14 protein-coding genes are annotated in these 18,270 nt (G+C 65.9%); 9 read left to right on the top strand and 5 right to left on the bottom strand.

The annotated features are described in order from the left end of the window. Positions 1-66: 66 nt before the first annotated feature. The 4 genes from G3446_RS02175 (at position 67) to G3446_RS02160 (ending at position 4,493) form a co-directional block, all read left to right on the top strand. Entirely contained in the window at positions 67-501 is a 435-nt protein-coding gene (locus G3446_RS02175; protein ID WP_164450757.1) for a phosphate-starvation-inducible protein PsiE, read from the top strand. A 326-nt stretch (positions 502-827) separates the two neighbouring features. Next, on the top strand, positions 828-1,967 hold the full coding sequence (locus tag G3446_RS02170) for a helix-turn-helix transcriptional regulator (RefSeq protein ID WP_164450756.1): 1,140 nt from the start codon (positions 828-830) through the stop codon (positions 1,965-1,967). 72 nt (positions 1,968-2,039) lie between these two features. After that, positions 2,040-2,840 carry a sulfite exporter TauE/SafE family protein gene (locus G3446_RS02165; RefSeq protein WP_164450755.1) on the top strand — a complete coding sequence of 267 codons (801 nt, stop codon included), beginning with the start codon at positions 2,040-2,042 and terminating at the stop codon, positions 2,838-2,840. Positions 2,841-3,215: 375 nt separating this feature from the next. Continuing rightward, on the top strand, positions 3,216-4,493 hold the full coding sequence (locus G3446_RS02160; protein ID WP_164450754.1) for a TPM domain-containing protein: 1,278 nt from the start codon (positions 3,216-3,218) through the stop codon (positions 4,491-4,493). Between the two features lie 22 nt (positions 4,494-4,515). Here G3446_RS02160 and G3446_RS02155 read toward each other — a convergent pair whose 3' ends face one another. Together G3446_RS02155 and G3446_RS02150 are read right to left on the bottom strand one after the other, a co-directional pair. Continuing rightward, positions 4,516-5,148, bottom strand: a complete 633-nt coding sequence (locus G3446_RS02155; RefSeq protein ID WP_164450753.1) for a hypothetical protein — start codon at positions 5,146-5,148, stop codon at positions 4,516-4,518. A gap of 213 nt (positions 5,149-5,361) precedes the next feature. Beyond that, entirely contained in the window at positions 5,362-7,299 is a 1,938-nt protein-coding gene (locus tag G3446_RS02150; RefSeq protein ID WP_245232248.1) for a transglycosylase SLT domain-containing protein, read from the bottom strand. A gap of 99 nt (positions 7,300-7,398) precedes the next feature. Between G3446_RS02150 and G3446_RS02145 the strand changes: the two genes are divergently transcribed. The 4 genes from G3446_RS02145 (at position 7,399) to G3446_RS02130 (ending at position 10,296) form a co-directional block, all read left to right on the top strand. Continuing rightward, positions 7,399-7,734, top strand: coding sequence for a hypothetical protein (locus G3446_RS02145; RefSeq protein WP_164450751.1), 336 nt, complete (start codon positions 7,399-7,401; stop codon positions 7,732-7,734). Between the two features lie 110 nt (positions 7,735-7,844). Further along, positions 7,845-8,630: an AmmeMemoRadiSam system protein B gene (amrB, locus tag G3446_RS02140; protein ID WP_164450750.1), complete on the top strand. Its 786-nt coding sequence runs from the start codon at positions 7,845-7,847 to the stop codon at positions 8,628-8,630. Beyond that, positions 8,617-9,231 carry an AmmeMemoRadiSam system protein A gene (gene amrA / locus G3446_RS02135; protein WP_342450009.1) on the top strand — a complete coding sequence of 205 codons (615 nt, stop codon included), beginning with the start codon at positions 8,617-8,619 and terminating at the stop codon, positions 9,229-9,231. The genes amrB and amrA overlap by 14 nt, the downstream gene beginning before the upstream one ends. A 72-nt stretch (positions 9,232-9,303) precedes the next feature. Next, complete coding sequence (locus G3446_RS02130; RefSeq protein ID WP_164450748.1) at positions 9,304-10,296, top strand: alpha/beta hydrolase; 993 nt, start codon at positions 9,304-9,306, stop codon at positions 10,294-10,296. Positions 10,297-10,591: 295 nt separating this feature from the next. Here G3446_RS02130 and amrS read toward each other — a convergent pair whose 3' ends face one another. Together amrS and G3446_RS02120 are read right to left on the bottom strand one after the other, a co-directional pair. Then, complete coding sequence (amrS, locus tag G3446_RS02125) at positions 10,592-11,680, bottom strand: AmmeMemoRadiSam system radical SAM enzyme (RefSeq protein ID WP_164450747.1); 1,089 nt, start codon at positions 11,678-11,680, stop codon at positions 10,592-10,594. A 105-nt stretch (positions 11,681-11,785) separates the two neighbouring features. After that, positions 11,786-14,584 carry a 1-acylglycerol-3-phosphate O-acyltransferase gene (locus G3446_RS02120; RefSeq protein ID WP_164450746.1) on the bottom strand — a complete coding sequence of 933 codons (2,799 nt, stop codon included), beginning with the start codon at positions 14,582-14,584 and terminating at the stop codon, positions 11,786-11,788. A gap of 1,185 nt (positions 14,585-15,769) precedes the next feature. On the opposite strand from G3446_RS02120, the gene G3446_RS02115 reads away from it, so the two are divergent. Then, positions 15,770-16,999: an FHA domain-containing protein gene (locus tag G3446_RS02115; RefSeq protein ID WP_164450745.1), complete on the top strand. Its 1,230-nt coding sequence runs from the start codon at positions 15,770-15,772 to the stop codon at positions 16,997-16,999. Between the two features lie 21 nt (positions 17,000-17,020). On the opposite strand, the gene G3446_RS02110 is transcribed toward G3446_RS02115, so the two are convergent. Further along, complete coding sequence (locus G3446_RS02110; protein WP_164450744.1) at positions 17,021-18,235, bottom strand: efflux RND transporter periplasmic adaptor subunit; 1,215 nt, start codon at positions 18,233-18,235, stop codon at positions 17,021-17,023. Positions 18,236-18,270: the final 35 nt, after the last annotated feature.

The following is an 18,270-nucleotide window of genomic DNA, read 5'->3' as shown; positions in this document are numbered from 1 at the left end:
ACAAGCGATTGGGCGCATCACGCGCTGGCCTCGGGCAGAGCGTGCGCGTCATCAGGAGAGGAGAGAATGCACTCAGAAACACCGATCGACCGATGGCTGTCGATCCTTTTTCTCTATATCGAGAAGGCCGTGCTCGTCGGCGTCGGCGGGCTTGCGCTCGTTGGGATCGGCCAGCTCATACACGGCATCTATCAGCATGGCGAGGTTCGGCTCGAAGACCTGCTGCTCATGTTCATCTTCATCGAGATCATGGCGATGGCGAACGTCTACTTCCTCCGACGTAGCGTTCCCTTCACCTATCCCATGTTTATCGCCGTCACCGCCCTCTCCCGCCTTATCGTGCTACAAGGCAAGAATATTGCTCCGGAGAATCTGATCTACGAAGGCGGCGCCATCCTGCTCGTCAGCCTCGCCATCCTCATCATCCGCTTCAGCCAACGCTACAGTGCTGAGACAATGGGGAAAGCCGAGCGCCATGAAGAGGATCGGCACCAGGGGTAAGGACGAAAGCAAGTGGCTCTATCGCGATACACTGCATCAATCGCTGTCACAGAATGTGACAGGACGCATCGAGCCCGGACCAGCGACATCCTGGAGTCACATCAGAGCCGTGCCTGATGACATCGACTGGCCTGCAAGCGCCGCCCAGCCTAGACGCTCGCCCCCCGGCTGCGGCCGATCGCTGACGTCGCCGTCGCGCTCAATCCGCCCCAAGAAGCGCGACGGCGCATCCTTCGCGCTTCAAACGACGCGAGGCCCCATCTCGGACGACAGCCTCAGCATCGCCTTGGACGCAATCCCATCCGTATCGCCATAGGTCATGGAACATGAAGGACCCTTTGAATGCCTCCAAGCAGCAGGTGCTTGGCCTCGTCAACTCACTCTATGCGCTGCAGGGCGAGGAGCTTATCTCCGACAGAGTGCTGGCGAGCCTGCAGGAATTCGTGCCCTTCGATGCCGGAGCCTTGTATCAGATCGATCGGACCACCTACGAGATCGCCCAAGGCAAGTGCTCGGGCAAGGACGCGGGTCTCATCAGGGCCTATTTGCAGAAGCATGCCTCGACAGATCCCTGCTCCTTGAGCACGCGCTGTCCCACGCGCTTGAACCAGCCGAGCAAGCTCTCGAGCGTGCTTGCTCGCCATCCGGACGCCGCACTCACCGTGCAGCGCGCGCGCACGCGCTTCGGCTTCGAGCATGCCTTGACTGTGGTCGCCGGCTGGCGCGGTGGCGCGATCGCGCTCTTACGCCTGCATCGGCGTGCGAGCCGGAGCGATTTCACCGATCACGAGCTCGAGCTCATCGGCGGAATCGCACCGCATATCGCGATGTCCATGGTCTTCAACGAGGCCAACGACTCGCACTCGGCCGCCCCACAGACGGGCCTGCTCGCGCTGACCGGCGACAACCAGCTGGTCTACGCCAATGACAGCGTCCAAGAGCTGCTGTCGGAGGCCGCTCCGGAAGCCATCCGCTATTTGGCCGAATCCAAATCGGTTTGGCGCAGCCAAGGCGATCGGGTCTTCCGGCTTCGGATTCTCCCGCTCGGCGATCGCAGCCTGCTGAGCTGGATCGACCGCGAGGCTCGGGCGCTCCCGCACTGCATTGGGCAGGGGAAAGCCGCGCCAGTCATCGTCATTGCTGTCGAGCCCATTCAACGACGCCAAGCACTGGCGACTCGCCTGGTCCACAGCAGACTCTCGCGGCGCGAAGTCGAAGTCGCGCTCTGCGTCATGCGCGGCCTCTCCAATGCCGACATCGCCGCGGAGCTCAGCATCGACGAGAAGACGGTGAAGGACCATTTGCGCAGGATCTACGGCAAGATCGACGTCAGGAGCCGCACCGCCATGATCTCCAAGGTTCTCGGCCTCGAAGCCGAGCTGACCGCGATCTCGGCCAGCGCGACCTCTCCCCGAAGCCCCCAGCAGAGGACGCGGTCCCCCTCGCCCGAGCTCGAGCAGTGCTGAGCCGCCCGCAGTGAGCCCGCCCGCAAGGCGCGCCCGCGGGCTGGCCCCTGGGTGCTGGCGGCGGCGCCCGGGATGACACTGCTCGAGATCCCCGCATACATTGCGATCGGCGCGCTGGCCGGCGTCCTGGCCGGTCTCCTTGGCGTCGGCGGAGGCGCCGTGATCGTACCAGCACTTATCGTCGTCTTCGCCGAGGCTCAGCTGTCGGGCGACTGGATACCTCATTTGGCCGTGGGGACCTCGCTGACCACCATCATCGGCACCGGCGCCGCCTCGACCTTGGCGCATCAGCGACGCGGGAGCGTCCGTTGGGACATCGTGCTGAAGATGGCGCCAGGCATCGTCGCCGGCGCATGGCTAGGTGCCGCCATCGTTTCCTACATCCCGGATCTCTGGCTGAAACGGCTGTTCGCCGTCTTTCTCGGAACCCTGGGCATCAAGATGCTGTTGAGCGGTCAGCCCGCGGGCGCGAGAGGTGCCGCGCTGCCCGGAAGCATGAAGCTCACGGCGACGGGTGGCGGCATCGGGCTACTCTCGGCCTTGGTTGGGATCGGCGGCGGCACCATGACGGTCCCCTTCTTGAGCAGCCATGGAATCGACATGCGCCAGGCCGTCGGGACCTCGGCAGCCTGCGGACTCCCCATAGCCGTCGCCGGGGCCATCGGCTTCGCGATCGCGGGATGGGGGCAGCTCGACCTTCCACCGCTGAGCTCTGGGTTCATCTACTGGCCCGCGGTCGTCATCATTCTCATCGCCAGCATCCCCGCAGCCCCCCTTGGCGCTCGGCTGGCTCACAGTCTTCCGATCACCATCCTCAAACGCACCTTCGGCGTCCTTCTGATACTGGTCGCCGCACACCTCGGGCTCAGTTGACCCCAAGAATGGCTGCCAGCCACCAGCAGCCAGCAGCCAGCGTTAAGCTTCGTCTGGGAGCTGCTTTCAGGTGCTCTGCGACTCACCCAACGGATGGGCTGCCGGTCGGCCAGAAGATCCGACACATGCATGGTTTCAGTCTGCTGGAGGCTGATCGCTGACGGCTGAATGCTCGATTCGGGCTGGGCCCTCGGGAGCGCGATTTCCGGCCAGGAATCGGCCGGAGTTGACCTAGGCCATGCGCTGGAATCAGACTCAGAGGATGGCTCGGCCCTCCACCCATAGATCTCGCTTATCCGGCTTGCCGGGCGGCGCACGCGACCACAGCTCAACCGAGCTGCGTGCGGCGCTCGCTGGGCTCGGGGGCATTTGAATATGAGCGCCAATCGAAATCCCGGATTAGTGGACAAGGCCCGTCTCTTCATCGCTCTGGGCTTGCTCCTACTGGCCATGCAGAGCCTGAGGCTCGCGCTGACGGAGTCGCCTGTCGTCGAGATCCAGCTCATCATGGACGAGGCAGGCGCGCTCGGCGAGAGCGAGTCTGCCTACGTCGTCGACTACCATCACGCACTGCTGGAGGACTACGGGATCGACTACCGGGTCCTCACCACTTCATCTCCCGTCAGCACCAGCGTGATCGCCGAGAAACGCTTTTCGGAGCTCGAAACCGAGGGTGTCTGCGAGCCGGGAAAGCGCCTGCTGCTCGTGGTCAGCCCGCATCGGCGCGAGGTGCGTCTCGAGGTCGGCAGCGCACTCGAGCCGATCTACCCGGCGCCCTTCGTAGATCTCCTCGAAGAGACCCAGATGGCATCCTTCTTCCGCGAGGGACGCGTGGGCGAAGGCATCGTCGCGGCGAGCGAGCGCATCGTCACGCGTGCGCAGGAAGCCGCGAAAGACATCGACTTCAAAGCCGCCTTGGCCCAGGAGCCGGCCGCGGCGAGCGCCCAGATCACCGCTCCCGCGCCTTCGGGCAGCGCGGAGGACATTACACCCATGCCGGACGTGCGCGCGGAAGGCGACCCCGTCGAGACGGTCAACGCCTACATCCAAGCCATGGAGGAAGGCAACGCGCGCCCGGATCTGGACATCTACACCCATGACTCGCAGGAGATGCTGAAGGATTGGGTCGTGACCAAGGCGCAGATGCGCAATGTTGCGCGCGAGCACAGGCGCTGCACAGGAGAGCGCTATCAAATACGGGGCAGGCTGGCAGTCGTCCAGTACGACCCTGAGCCTGGGGTCTGCAACCCCTATCTGATGCGCCGCGAGGAGCGCTATTGGCGCATCGATTTCGTCGCCATGCAGAAATACATCCGCCTCGACGAAAACAACCATTGGACCATGCCCTGGGGCGCGGGCGAGTTCGCCTTTGCCTTCCCCGAGCTCCCGGAGCCCATGGTGGCGGAAGAGAGGTGTCGCTGGTGCTTCACCTTCCGACAAGAAGATCTTGTCATCCTATCGGTCGATCCCGACTCGGTCGGCGAGAAGATGGGCCTCCAGGTCGGCGACAAGATCTTGAAGCTCGACGGCGAAAAGAATCCCACCATGGAATGGGTCTTCAGCCACCTCTACACGGTCGCGCGAGGCGAAATGGTGCGTCTGACCCTGCTGCGGGATGGCGAGCGCATCGAGATCGTCCATCCGGCGCCTTGACACGCCCGGGACCTCGCCAGCGTCAAGGTTTCCGGTCGAGGATCAGGCGGCGGTAGAGGAAGACCTGCCCGTCGTCGCTCCTCAGTGCGAGGCGTCCTTTGTCCAAGGCGTACTCAAAGCCTTGCGTCACACCCTCTTCGTCGTTGCTCAGCTCGAGGCGATTGTCGGAGAGCCGGATGCCGCCCTCGATGTAGCCCCTGCATTGCGAGTAGAGCCGGTAGCGCCTCCCCTGAACGATGAGGACCCCGCCTTGATTGTCCTCCCACACGCCTCCCAGTGAGGTCTGCCCCCAAGGCATGCCAGGCGCCTGACCTTGCATGCCCTGCATCATCTGCTGGCCCATGCGGGTCATTCCATCCACGGCCGAGTCAGCCATGTCAGAGACCCCGGAATCCGGCAGCGCACCACCTGGCCAGGGCGTCATGGGTCCCGGCCAGCCGGGCATGGCGCCAGCATCGGGATAGGCGGGTGCGTCGTAACCGGCGGCGCCCGAGAAGCCCATGCTCTCCATCATCCGCGCGATGGCGCGAGCCATCGCCTCCGCCGGCGTCTCGGCCGCCGCATCACCAGAGCCGCAGCCGAGCGCGAAAAGCATGACGAGGCCGGCGCGCAGCGACATCGAGGCGCGGGATCGCCGGAGAAACATCCGTTGCATAGAGCGCGTTATCCACATGAGGCCAGCGTGAGGCGCTCGGCATCATCCAACCGAGCCTGGCCGTCCAAGATCCTATCGAGAAAAGCAAGGCAATGAGAAGATGCCAAGACAAAATCCCTTTATGATACCAGACCCAACCCTCATTGAGACTCTAGAACCGAGCCGCCCAGGGTCCGCATGGCGGAGTCCAGGCCATACAGCCCTGCCCAAGGCTCAGCCGCCGCCCGCAACCTTGGGCGTCGACCGCTCGCCGAGGCCATCATCCCCGCTGACAGTGGGAAGGATCTCGCTCAAGCGCAGCGGCTCGCTGCCGAATCGGGCTGCATAGATGATGCGATAGGCCATCACGCGCTCGACGTAACGCCTGGTCTCGGGGAAGGGGATGGCGGCAATCCAGAGATCGACGGCTTCGCAGCCGCGCGGCCGCCAGCGCACGACCCGATGCGGCCCCGCGTTATAAGCCGCCGTCGCCAGGGCCGCATGCCCGAAGCGGTCGCGCATCCGCGCGAGATACGCGGCGCCGAGCGTGACGCTCAGCTCCGGATCGAAGAGATCCCAGCGCGACGGCCTCGGCAGCCCGAGCCCCGCGGCGACCTCGGCGGCCGTCGCGGGCATCAGCTGCATCAAGCCGATGGCGCCCGCGGACGACGCGATCTTGCGTGCGAAGACACTCTCCTGACGCAAGACGGCCATCACCCAATCGGCTTCGATGCCCGTCTGCCAAGCGATGTCTCGCGCCAGCTCCTGATGCTCCAGCGGAAATCTCAGCTCCAGGTCATCCCAATAGCTGGCCTTGGCGAGCGTAAAGATGGCCTGATCGTGCCAGCGGAAGGCATCGGCAACATAGGCGGCCGCCATGAGGCCGCCTCGGTCGAGACCCTGGGTCAGGTTGCGCCATTCGCGGCGGAGGTCGGTGTCGCGCCCAAGACGGTCGAGCTCGCGGATCCGAGCGAAGGCAGGCGCGCGAACGATCTCGCGAATCCGGTCGGGATCGGCCGGCGTCGGGGCATGATCGAGCCGATAGGGACGGTCGACGCGATCAGCCGCCATGAAGCCCCAAAAGCTGCGCTGACGAGCCGCCTCCGCATAGATGCGCTCGGCTACGTCAATGTGCCCGAGCTCGGCCTCCGCTCGGCCAAGCCAGTAGAGCCAGTGATCGCGCTTCGCCGGGCTATCGGGCATCGCGCGGATCCAGGTCGCCGCCCAATCCCATGCCCCGAGCTCGATCGCCTTGCGAATCCGCCGCTCCTGCTCGCCCAGATTGCTCTCGCGCGGCTCGAGTCCATCCCAAACCCTGAAGCCGGCGCGGTCGCCAGAAGCCAAGAGCGCCCTCGCGACGGCGGCGTGCGCATGATCGGACGCTCGCTCGGCGGGCGCCATCTCGGCGGCGTATCGCTGAAGCGCGCGCCGAGCCGCATCCGGCGATTGGTCCGCAAGCCTGGCGATGCCGTCCGTCAGGATGTCGGGGCGGACGGGATGCGACTTGCCGGAAAAATCTTCGTCGACGAGACGCGCTGGCTCACGGCGAACCTCCATCCAGAGGGCGAGCCAAGGCTGCTCCGAGTCGGGCAGAAGACGCCCGAGATAGCGCGCGAGCCCCAAGCTGCCGGTGTCCATGGCGAGACGCAGGCGCTCCCAGACAAGCGTCGGCGTGAGCTGTCCGGCGTCCTGCCAAGCCTCGAAGACGGGGTCGCAGGCGCCCGGGCGCGACTGGCCCGATAGCCAGATGGGCTCCACCTCGGGCAGCGCGAGATCGGCCTTCCCCGTCTCGATCAGGGCGCGCAGATAGAGGCATTGACGCTCGACGGAAGCCCCAGGGCGATAGAGACGCACATACTCCGACCAGCGTCCCTGCCCGGCCAACCGCTTCAAGTAGGCCGCCCTTAGGCGCTCGGCCATGGGCGAGTCCGGATAGCGCCTCAGGAAGCGCTCGATACGCGCGTCGGCGGCCGCAGCGAGGTCCCGCGTGATGGCCTGATATTCGAGGTAGGGAAAGAGCGGATAGTCCCCGAGCCCTGCCTGCAGAGTCTCCAACACCAGGTCTTCGCCCCGCGCGAGCGCACGCTCCGCGGCGAGAAAATCACTGCGCTGGTCTGCTCGCGCATCCCCGGCTCCCCAGGTGCAGACTGCGACGAGCACAGGGTTTAGCATGGACGCTCGCAGCCTGAGCCAAGCCCAGCTGAATTTCGGAGAAGTCATGAGATCGAAGAAGTCATTGAGATCGAAGAAGGCATTGAGATCGGAGGAATTATGAGAGCAGTCACCATGGCGCTGGTCTTCCTGTTGATCGGCATTGCGGTTGGCGGTGTCCTCGCGGTCGGCGTCGGCGCCGGCATGGGCGCGGCCGGGGGCCTGCTGATGGGCGCCCAGGCCGGCGTCTGCCTGGCCGCCGATACCGCCCATGCGCAAGGGGCCCTGGATGCCTCGGCTCGGGACGACATGATCGCGGCCACCGTCGCCAAGATACGCGCCAAGAGTCGCGCGGCGCCAGTGGATACGGGCATCGAGTGGGTGCAGGATGCCGCCGGCTGCGCCAAGCTGCTGGAGCAATTCTCGCCACAGCAGGAGGAGCAGAAAGGCGGCTGACAGCGTCTAATATGTGACTAGAAGACCAAGCGAGGCGTCCGTCCCCAATCACCGTGCCGCGCATCGCATCGCGCGCGACCCATGGCACAAACCGACGCGGAGGTCGACCCATGTCTCTCGTCAGAAAACCCGCTGTCGCCAACCGCTTCTATCCCGGCGACGCAGAGACGCTCAGCCGTATGCTCGATGACTTCATGGCCGAAGCCAAGTCGACACGGCCGCGGCCGAAGGCAATCATCGTGCCGCATGCGGGCTACGTCTACTCGGGGCCAATCGCGGCCACGGCCTATGCGACGCTCGCCGACGCAGGTGACAGCATCACCAAGGTGGTGCTGCTCGGCCCCTCGCACCGGGTCCCGCTGCGCGGCCTCGCGACCAGCGATGCCCATGCCTTCGAGACCCCCCTCGGGCAGGTCGCGCTGGACCGCGGCGCGATCGAGCGCGCGCTCGGCCATCCCGCCGTTCGCATCATGGAAGAGGCGCACGCCTTCGAGCATAGCCTCGAGGTCCAGCTCCCCTTCCTGCAGAAGGAGCTGGGGGCGTTCTCGCTCGCGCCCTTCGTCGTCGGCGATGCGCGCCCCGAAGATGTCGCCGAAGTGCTCGATCTGCTCTGGGGTGGCGATGAGACGCTCATCGTCATCAGCTCCGACCTCAGTCACTACATGAGCTACGAAACGGCGCAACGGCTCGATACCGCCACCTCCTGCGCCATTGAGGCCCTGCGGCCGGAAGACATCGGGGAGCGGCAGGCCTGTGGCCGCATCCCGGTCAAGGGCCTGCTCGAGACCGCGAAGCGTCGCGGCCTGCGGGCCGAGACGCTCGACCTGCGCAGCTCGGGCGACACCGCCGGACCACGCGATCGGGTCGTGGGGTATGGTGCCTATGGCTTCTACTGAGTCCCCCGGCTGCTATAGCAGCGAGGAGCGCGCCATCCTCCTGGATGTGGCGGCGGAGTCTATCGCGAAGGCCTTGGAGCAGGGCTCGCCCTGGGTGCCGAGCCCGTCCGATTATCCGGAGCGGCTGCGCGAGCCGCGCGCCACCTTCGTCACGCTCGAGATGGATGGCGACCTGCGCGGCTGCATCGGCGCCCTTGAGGCCGACTGCCCGCTCGTTCAGGACGTGGCTCACAACGCCTTCGCAGCGGCCTTTCAGGACCCGCGCTTTGCGCCGATGACGGAGTCCGAGCTCCCGCGTCTGACCATCAAGGTGTCCGTCCTATCGGTCCCGGAGCCGATCGCCTTCGCGTCCGAGGCGGACTTGCTCGCGCAGCTGCGCCCGGGCGTGGATGGTCTCATCCTCAAGGACAAGCGGCACCGGGGGACCTTCCTTCCCGCGGTTTGGGAGCAGCTGCCTAATCCCATCGACTTTCTCGCCCACCTGAAGCGCAAGGCCGGCCTGCCGATGGATGACTGGTCCGATGATCTGGAAGTGCTGCGCTACGCCACGGAATCCTTCGGGCGGGCTGCGCATGCGAAGCGCGCAGCCCGCCTCGACTGAGCCCCTGAGAGCACCTAAGCGGTGCCTGATACCATGAATTCCTGCCTCCTCGACGCGCGCACAGCCCTTCTGATGAGACACCTGCTCCTCGCAGCGGCATTGCTGACGGGCTGCGCGTCACCAGAGGTCGTCCCACCCAGCCAGCTCGACCGCGAGCCGATGCTCGCATCCGATCACGCCGTCATGTCGGACAGCTATCGTCTGCCCTTGCGGCGCTGGGCCAGCCCCGGGGAGCCCAAGGCCATTCTGCTCGGTCTCCACGGCTTCAATGACTACGGCCATGCCTTCGCCCCACTGGCCGAAGAGCTTCGGGCGGCCGACATCACCACCTATGCCGCCGACCAGCGCGGCTTCGGCGCGACGGACAAGGCCGGCCGCTGGCATGGCAGCGAGCGACTGGCCCGGGACCTCAGGGAGCTAGTCGGCTTGCTGCAGGCGCGCCATCCGAAGACACCAGTCTATGTCGCCGGCGAAAGCATGGGCGGCGCGGTCGCCATGCTCGCCGCGGCCGACCCGCCGCTCGAGATCTCGGGCCTCATCCTCATCGCCCCCGCCGTTTGGTCGCGCGACACCATGCCTTGGTACCAGCGCCTCGCGCTCCAGACCGCCGTTCATACGCTACCTTGGCTCAAGCTGACAGGCGAAAGCGTGGATATCAGCCCGACGGACAATCCCGAGCTCCTTCGCGCCATGAGCGCGGATCCGCTGGTCATCAAGGAGACGCGGGTGGATGCACTCTGGGGCGTCACCGAGCTCATGGACGCGGCCCAGCGCTCGGGCCTGGCCGATCGCGTACCCATCCTGCTGCTCTATGGCGAGCACGACGAGATCATCCCCAAAAAGGCATTCTGCCGCCTCATCCGAAGGGCGCCAGCCGCACCGTCACGCCTGCGGCTCGTCCTCTACACCCAAGGTTGGCACATCCTGCCGCGCGACCGCCAAGGCGAGCGCGTCCGCCGGGACATCCTCGCCTGGCTGAGCGACCCGAGCGCGCCCCTGCCCTCGGGTGAAGAGGCCGGAGCTCAAGGCGAGCGGATCCAGCGTTTATGTAGGTCTCGAGGCTGAAGAGAGCTACCAGCCGCCAGCCGCCAGCCGCCAGCCGCCAGCCGCCAGCCGCCAGCCGCCAGCCGCCAGCCGCCAGCCGCCAGCCGCGTATATTGTAGAGTCGGACAGTTCGCCAATCGGTGGCGCTCGCGCAGGGTCAGCTGGGCTGAAAAGGCCACAATGCGCACAAACTAGGTCAAACCAACAGCTGGGAGCTGGCCGCTCTTACCCCACCAATGCCCTACTCTTTTTCGCGTCCTTCGTGTCTTTGCGGCTCAAGCGGCCGGCTCTTGACCTCGAAGAAGCGCCAACCGCGCTAGCCGAGCCCGATGCCGCTGACGACCGTGCCACATTCCGGGCAGGCGCCTTTGCGCACGACGTTGGACATCAGCTGAAAGCCATAGCGGCGGATCAGTAGATGGCCGCAGTGGTAGCAGTAGGTGCTCTCGCCGTGCGCTCCGTGGAAATTGCCCTGGTAGATGTATCTCAGCCCGGCCGCTTGCCCGATCTCGGCCGCGCGCTTGAGGGTCGCGGCCGGCGTCGGCGGGACATTGCTCATCTCATAGGCCCCATGGAAGCGCGAGATGTGCCAGGGGATATCCGGGGAAAGCGAGCAGATGAGCTCGGCGATGTCGCGCAGCTCCTCATCGGAGTCGTTGACCTCGGGAATCACCAGGGTCGTCACCTCCAGCCAGACCCCGAGCTCGTGATAGCGGACGATGGCATCGAGCACCGGCTGCAGCTTGATGCGGCTGAGGTGGCTGTAGCTGGCCTGGCGAAAGAACTTCAGATCGACATTGACCGCGTCCAAGACGGAGGCGATCTCACGCTGCGGGGCCTCGCTGATATAGCCGTTGCTGATGAAAACATTGGCAAGGCCGGCTTCCTTCGCGAGACAGGCGGTCTCATAGGCCAGCTCGTAGAAGATGGTGGGCTCGGTGTAGGTGTAGGCGATGGACCTCGCACCGCTCGCCCGCGCACCCTGAACGATCTGCGCCGGCGTGACTGGGTCCCCTGGGACCTCGTCACCCAGTTCGGCCAAGCGCGGACAGAGTACCGCCACGTCCGGCGCCCGGCTCACCGGCTCGACATGCTTCGGGAAGCGCTCTCGCGCCCACTGACTGATCTCCCAGTTCTGGCAGAAGCTGCAGCGCAGATTGCACCCGATGGTGGCCACGGAATAGGACGTCGAGCCGGGATAGAAGTGGAAGAGCGGCTTCTTCTCGATGGGATCCAGGTGGCGTGAGATGACGCGATCGGCCACCAAGGTGTAGAGCGTGCCGCCCGAGTTGTAGCGCACGGCACAGACGCCGCGGGCGCCGTCGGCAATCACGCAGTCGTGTGGACAAAGACGGCACTGGACACGGTCCTTGTCCAGCCGGTCATAGAAACGTGCCTCTTTCATGGTCGGAATTCCCCCAGCGTCTAGACCTCTGAGGTGCGATACCTGGAGGTACCGCAGCCCGCGGCCCTTCGGCTCATCGCCAAAGGCCCTCGCTCCAAGTATGGACTAAGGGGTGGTGGAGCTGTGGGCTGCCAGCTCGGCGGCGATCTGGTCCCGAGCGGCGTCCCTGAGCTCGGCGGCCGCCCGCCAGTCCGTGCCGTGCGGCTCGATGGGCGAGCCAATGACGACCTCGACCTTGCCGGGCCTGGGTCTGAAGCTGTCGCCCGGCATGATCTCGCGCGTCCCCTTGATGACCACCGGCAGGACAGGCGCTGACGCCTGCGCGGCGGCCGCGAAGGCGCCCATGCGGAAGGGCAGCAATCCGGGCTGCTCGCGGAAGGTGCCCTCGGGGAAGAAGGCGAGGCTCTGCCCCTGCCCGAGTGCGTCGTTCAGCTGGGCGGACTCTGCCTGACTGCGGTGGAGATCGAAGCGCTCGACGAAGAGCGTCCCCATGCGGGCAAGGAAACGCCCGACCAAGGCGCTCTCCATCAGCTCACGCTTGGCGACGAAGGCCAACGGACGCGCGATGGCCGCGCTCAAGGCCAGGGCATCCAGATAGCCCTGATGATTGGCGGCCACCACGAGCGGGGCCCCGGCCGGCGGCAGCCGCTCCTGCCCCCTCACCCGCAGGCGGACTCCCGTCAGCCCGCCGAGGAGACGGATGCCCGTGCGCGCCAGTGCCCAGCGCCAACTCAGCCGGGGTGTCAGCATCACCAGGATCCAAAACGGCGGGGCGATCAGATAGAAGACCAGCCAGGCATAGCGCGCATAGAGGCTGCCGGGCAGTTGGCGCATGAAGTGTCGCGCGCGCGTGACGATGGCGGTCGCCCCCAGCCGCAGGAGCTGTACCGCTGGCCTCGGGGGACCCTGGAACAGCTTTCCCTCGAGATAGCGCGCCCGTGTGTCGACACGCCGCAGCTTGCCGCTAGAGGTCTTGAGCACGGCGCGCGGCGGGGCCAGCACAATCTCGTCCGGCGGCAAGCCGAGAATGTCGTTCGCGCACTCGCGCGCCCGCTCGGCCAAGGCCGTGCGGCGCGCCGGATCGCGCTCCTTGGACTCGGCCACGATCACCAGCCGCTCGCTGCCCTGCTTGGGATCCTTGGCGGCGAAGGCGACGACACAGCCCTTGCGAATTCCCGGCAGCTCACCGAGGGCCTGCTCGACCTCGTAGGGATAGATGTTGCGGCCACCGCGGATGATCAGATCCTTGACGCGTCCCGTGAGATGGATGTCGCCGCCGGCGAGATAGGCACGATCCCCCGTCTCGTGCCAGCCATCGCGGATCAGCGCAGCGGTCGCCTCGGGATTGTCGAAATAGCCACGGGTTGCCGATGGCCCCTGGAACTGGAGCAGACCCTCGTGGCGCTCCGGCAGGACCTCGCCTTCCGCACGCACCACACGCACCCGATAGCCGGGCAAGGGCCGGCCGCAGGCGACGACCTCGGTCGCGTCCGGGTCCTCGCAAGGGACGGGCAGCGCATAGCCTGAGCTGGCGAAGCGCACCCGGTCGATGCAATCGATACGCGGTCCGCGATCCGGCGGCGGAAAGGCCAATCCCACGGCCGCCTCGGCTAGACCATAGACGGGCGCGAGCGCGTCGGGGCGCAGCCCATAGGCCGAGAAGCGCTCGTTGAAGCGCCGCAGCGTCTCCGCGCTTACCGGCTCGGCACCATTGAAGGCGCGCCGCCAGCTGCTCAGATCCAAACCCTCGAGCTGGGTGTCGGAGAGGCGCGTCAGACAGAGCTCGTAGGCGAAGTTCGGAGCGGCCGACAGGGTTCCCCCGTGATGCTGGATCGCCTGCAGCCAACGCCTGGGGCGCGCCAGGAAGGCCAGCGGCGACATACAGATCAGAGGGACCGCGAAGTAGAGACTCCCCAGCCAGGCCCCGATCAGCCCCATGTCGTGGTAGAGGGGCAGCCAGCTGACGAAGACGTCGTCCGGGCCGATCGCGATGGCCTCGCCCATGGCACGGATGTTCGCCAAGAGATCGGCGTGCGAGAGCATGACGCCCTTGGGATTGCCGGTGCTGCCCGAGGTGTACTGGAGGAAGGCCAGGTCGTCGGCCCTCGGCTCCGCCCAGGCCGAGATCTCGGGCGTGTCCAGGATAGCCTCCAGGGTCATCAGGTCCTTGAGTGAGCCCACGTGCGCCTTGAGGATGTGCGCGACCGAGCGCGCCTCGGGCACGGTGACGAGCAGCACGACGCCGGCATTCTCGAGAATCCGGGCATGTCGGCGCAGATGGTCCTCGAGCTGCTGCGGCCGCGCCGGCGGATAGATGGGCACCGGGACCCCGCCGGCCACCAGGATCCCGAAGAAGCTGAAGAAATAGTCCGGGCTCGTCGGCAGCATCACCGCAACCCGATCGCCGGACTTGAGGCCGGCGCTCCGCAGCCGCTCGGCGACGCGCGCGGCGCCCGAGGCCAAGTCCGCGTAGCTGATCGGATGCGCCGCATCCTGGCTGTCGTAATAGGTGATGTGGGTGCGCCCGCCATGGTGGTCGCGGTGCCAGGCCAGAACGTCCAGTAGCGTCGCCGCGCCTGAGGGGACTCCAACGACGGCGGCACCCGCGTCGATTCGGCGCGCCGCAGGCATCGCGCGGTCAGCACTTTCCTCTCCGAGCAAGGCAAGCAGATCGCGGGGCGTCGCGGCCAACAGGGCCTCGTCCGGCAGCCTCGCCCGCAATCCGGACTCGACCCTGGAGATCAGCTCGGAGCGACTCAGACTATCCAGGCCGAGATCCGACTCCAGTCGCGTGTCCAGACCAATGCCTCCGCTCGGCTCCTGGATGCGCGACTCCCGGACGAAGGCACGCAGGATGTTTTGAAGTCGCTCCGAGAGGTGGATGAATTCGTCGGATTCGGTCATGGTGCTCCGATTGCGCATGCTGCGGACGCTGGCCACCGCGCCCGGGCTAGCTGTCTGGCTCGATCGTCATCAACGGGGCGGACGCCCATCGAGCATAAACCCATCCCGCCCGCGCCTCCATCAAGTCGGGCCGAAAAGGCTCGATCCTCGCCCCCCCTTCCCCAGCTGGATTTACTTCCGAGACCCAAACGCCCGGATTCGCAGGCAAGGCCCCTGCGAGCTCGCGCATGTGCTAGAGGCCCGCCACCCCCTTGATTCGCAATCGAGAATCATTATCTATTTCACCACCGAGCATTGGCTGAGGAGGAATTTAACCATGGCAAACGCGGTCAACGACTGGCTGGATTTTGCACGCGGCAGCGGCCCCGGGGCTAGCGAGCAAGCGTCCTTACGCGTTGAGATTCCTCTGGATCTCGCCCGAAAGCTGCTGGAGCAGGGACACATCTGCGCCGCCGACCTACGCTGCTTGGACAACGGCACGAAGAAGAGACTCCAACGACTCTGCTTGGAGAGCTGTGCGCGCTGTCTCGGCACGGGCTCATGCAGCCGTACCTCGGGTCAGGCGGGCTGCCCGCGCTCGGGATGCCCGAGCGCCGAAGGCGCGTGCTGAGGCAGCCCTCAGCCTGCATGAAGGGCCGTATCGTCTCGACCGAACGGCGGCCCACATGGGTCCCGGGGGCTCTTAGGCCTGAGGCCTCTCAGTACGATTCAGTACGCATGGGGCAAGACCGCGAGGCTCATGAGCGAGCTCCGAGCATCTCCATCTAGCCCGCGTAGAGCCATGTGTCGCGATCGCGACACATGGCTCACCCGCATCCTGTCCAGATAGCGAGGTCTTGGACCGAGCCTTCACCCTGCCCTCCAGTCCGTCGCGACGGCCTCGAAAACCCTGCAGGATGACAGATACCTGTTGCGGATCCATGGCGATCGGGCTCGACCCTTGCGTCAGCCAGTCGAATACCTGGATGGTTGCGGCGGCCGGTCGACAGCCAAGGCGCCCACAGGCCCAGGTCAATGGGGCCAGTAAGAGAAAGGAATCAAAGTTGATTCCTGGCTCACAAGTTTCGTACTTTCGACGTGCCAAATTGTCATTTCATCGCCACAAATCTCGCCTAGACCCTTCATCCTGCTACAATTCGGTCCACGCCTCTACATCGATGTAGCACCGACAAAATGGCATCCGTCATGGCTAAGAGCGAGCTTTCCACCCAGTCACGCATCGCCTCGATTGGAAAGCTCAACTACCTCGACTTCTACGGTCTGAGCGCTCCGCCCTTCCGCAACAACTCAGACGTCGAAGAGCCCTACCTCAACGACGCCTTGAGCAAGGCCATCAGCCAGATCGAGGCAGTCTTGGGAGGGAGCGAGGGCGGTGTCGTCGTCGTCAACGGCGCGCCCGGCTCGGGAAAAACGACACTGGTCAGCCATGCGGTCGAGCGTCTCTCGGACGACATCAGAGTCGTCAAGATCAACCGCACCATGCTGGCGGAGAACGATTTCCTGCAGATCCTCCTCCACGGCCTCGACCTGGACCCCGAGGGCCTCGACAGACGACTGATGATCGAGAGCTTCCTGGAGATGGTCGACGCGGAGAGCACGGCAGATCGTCCCCTGGTGCTGGTGATCGACGAGGCGCAGAACCTCAAGCCCGGGATCTTGAAGCTGCTCCCCGAGCTCGTCGAGCGGGACGAGGCGGAAGGGCCCATGACGAAGCGCCGCCTGCTCGTCATGCTGATCGGCCAAGACGGCTTCCAGCACACGCTGGCCCATTCCGAGCTCGAGGACGTGCAGCGCCTGGTACGCTTCCAGACCTACCTGAAGCCGCTCTCGCAGGCCGAGACCAGCGCCTACATCGACTATCAGATCCTTTATGTCGCCCAGGCGGAGCGCAACCCCTTCAGCGAGCGCGCCATGTCGCGCATCCACATGCTGACCGGCGGCAGCATTCGCCTCATCAATACGCTCTGCGACTTCGTCCTCTTCAATGCCTGTCTCGGCCAGATCCGCCGCATCACGCCCGAGCTGGTGCAGACCACCTTCAATGCCCTGCAATGGGAGGCGCCGCGCAAACGCGCCGACAACGACGCCGATGGGCAATCTCAAGGGACGAGGATCTCCCGCCTCATCCTGGAGTACGACCGCAACCTCGAGCTCCCCATCGACAAGGACACCCTCACCATAGGCCGCGCCAGCGACAACGACCTCTGCATCCGCGACCTCAGGGTCAGCCGCTACCACGCCCGGCTCGTCCGAACGGAGCAAGGCCTCCGCATCCAAGACCTCAAGAGCACCAACGGCATCTATGTGAACGACGCGCGCGTCGACAATAGATTGCTTGCCGATGGCGATACCATCGCGATCGATCAAAACCGCATGCGCCTCATGCTCGCGCGCCAGCCCAAGAAGACGCCTTAGGCCGCCGCGAGACACCTGGCTTCAATGGGCGGCGCGCTCTCGAGCGCGAGCACCATCCGAGATCTCGCGGTCCGGGTGCACGATGACGCGATCCTCCGGGACGACCCCCTCCAGCACCTGCGAGTACAGGGTCCCGCGCTGTCCGACACGCACCGGCCTGAGTCGCGCGCGGCCATCGACGAGAGCGAATACAGCCCAGGCATCACGGTGACGGAAGAGGCTGCTGGTCGGCACCTTGAGCACGTCGTCCGCCTCCCAGAGCACGAACCTGGCGTTGACACGGTAGGCATCGCCGAGCCGCGCCCAGCGGTCATGCGGTGAGAGGATCCCGACGATCACCCAGACACGCTGCTCTTCCACGCCCAAGGCGGAGATCTTGGTAAAGGCGGTCGGCTCGATCCGCTCGACCCGCCCCTCGAGAGGCTCCGACTCGCCCCAACGCTCCAGCCAAACCCGCATGTCGGGCGCGATCCGCACCGCATCGGCCGAAAGCACGTCGACCTCGACCTCGAGTCGTGCCGGATCACCGATCTCCAGGATGGGATCGCCAGGCTGGGCGACATGGGCGCTCTCCAGCTCGCGCCTGAGCACGCGGCCACCAACCGGGGCTCTCAGCGCGACGACCCCTGCCCCGGCGCCGTCGGGCTCACCCGCGAAGGTCAGCTGCGTTCGTGCCGATTCCAGCTCGTGCTGCGCAGTGCTGACACGGAACCGCGCGGAGGCCAGCTCGGCCGTCGCACGCCGCGCGTCCGAGCGCGCCTTCTCCAGCTCGGTGCGCGACACCATGCCCTGCCGCCCCAGAGGGTCGAGGCGTGCCAGCTCGCTGCTGGCGTAGGCCTCCGCCGCCTGCGCTGCCTTGACGGCCTCGCGCGTCGCGGCCAGCTCCGCCTCCGCGGCAGCGACACGCGCCTGCGCCTGCTGGCGACTGCGCTTGTCCAGCGCGGGTGCTGCCAAGGCATCCAGCACGGCAACGACATCGCCGGCCGCGACGGCATCGCCCACGTCCAGGGTCAGACGGCGAACGACACCGGCGATCGGCGCCGAGATCCGATAGCGGTCGATGACGCGGGTGCGCCCCTCGGCCTCGACCGTGACGGCGAGATGCCCGCGCGCGACCGGCTCGGTATCGACTAGCCTCGGCGTGGGTCGAAAACCCAAGACGACCGCCCCGATCAGCATGGAGACGGCGAGCAGCGCCGAGCTACGACGCACCAGCGCAGGGTAGCGGCGAGCCATCTCAGATCACCTCCCACCCCGGAGTAGCTCGAAGA

Origin of the sequence: Thiorhodococcus minor, from assembly GCF_010820565.1 — a bacterium.
In the GTDB taxonomy this organism is placed as follows: domain Bacteria; phylum Pseudomonadota; class Gammaproteobacteria; order Chromatiales; family Chromatiaceae; genus Thiorhodococcus; species Thiorhodococcus minor.
Note: the sequence above shows the minus strand (reverse complement) of the source record. Positions and strands in the feature narration are given on the sequence as shown.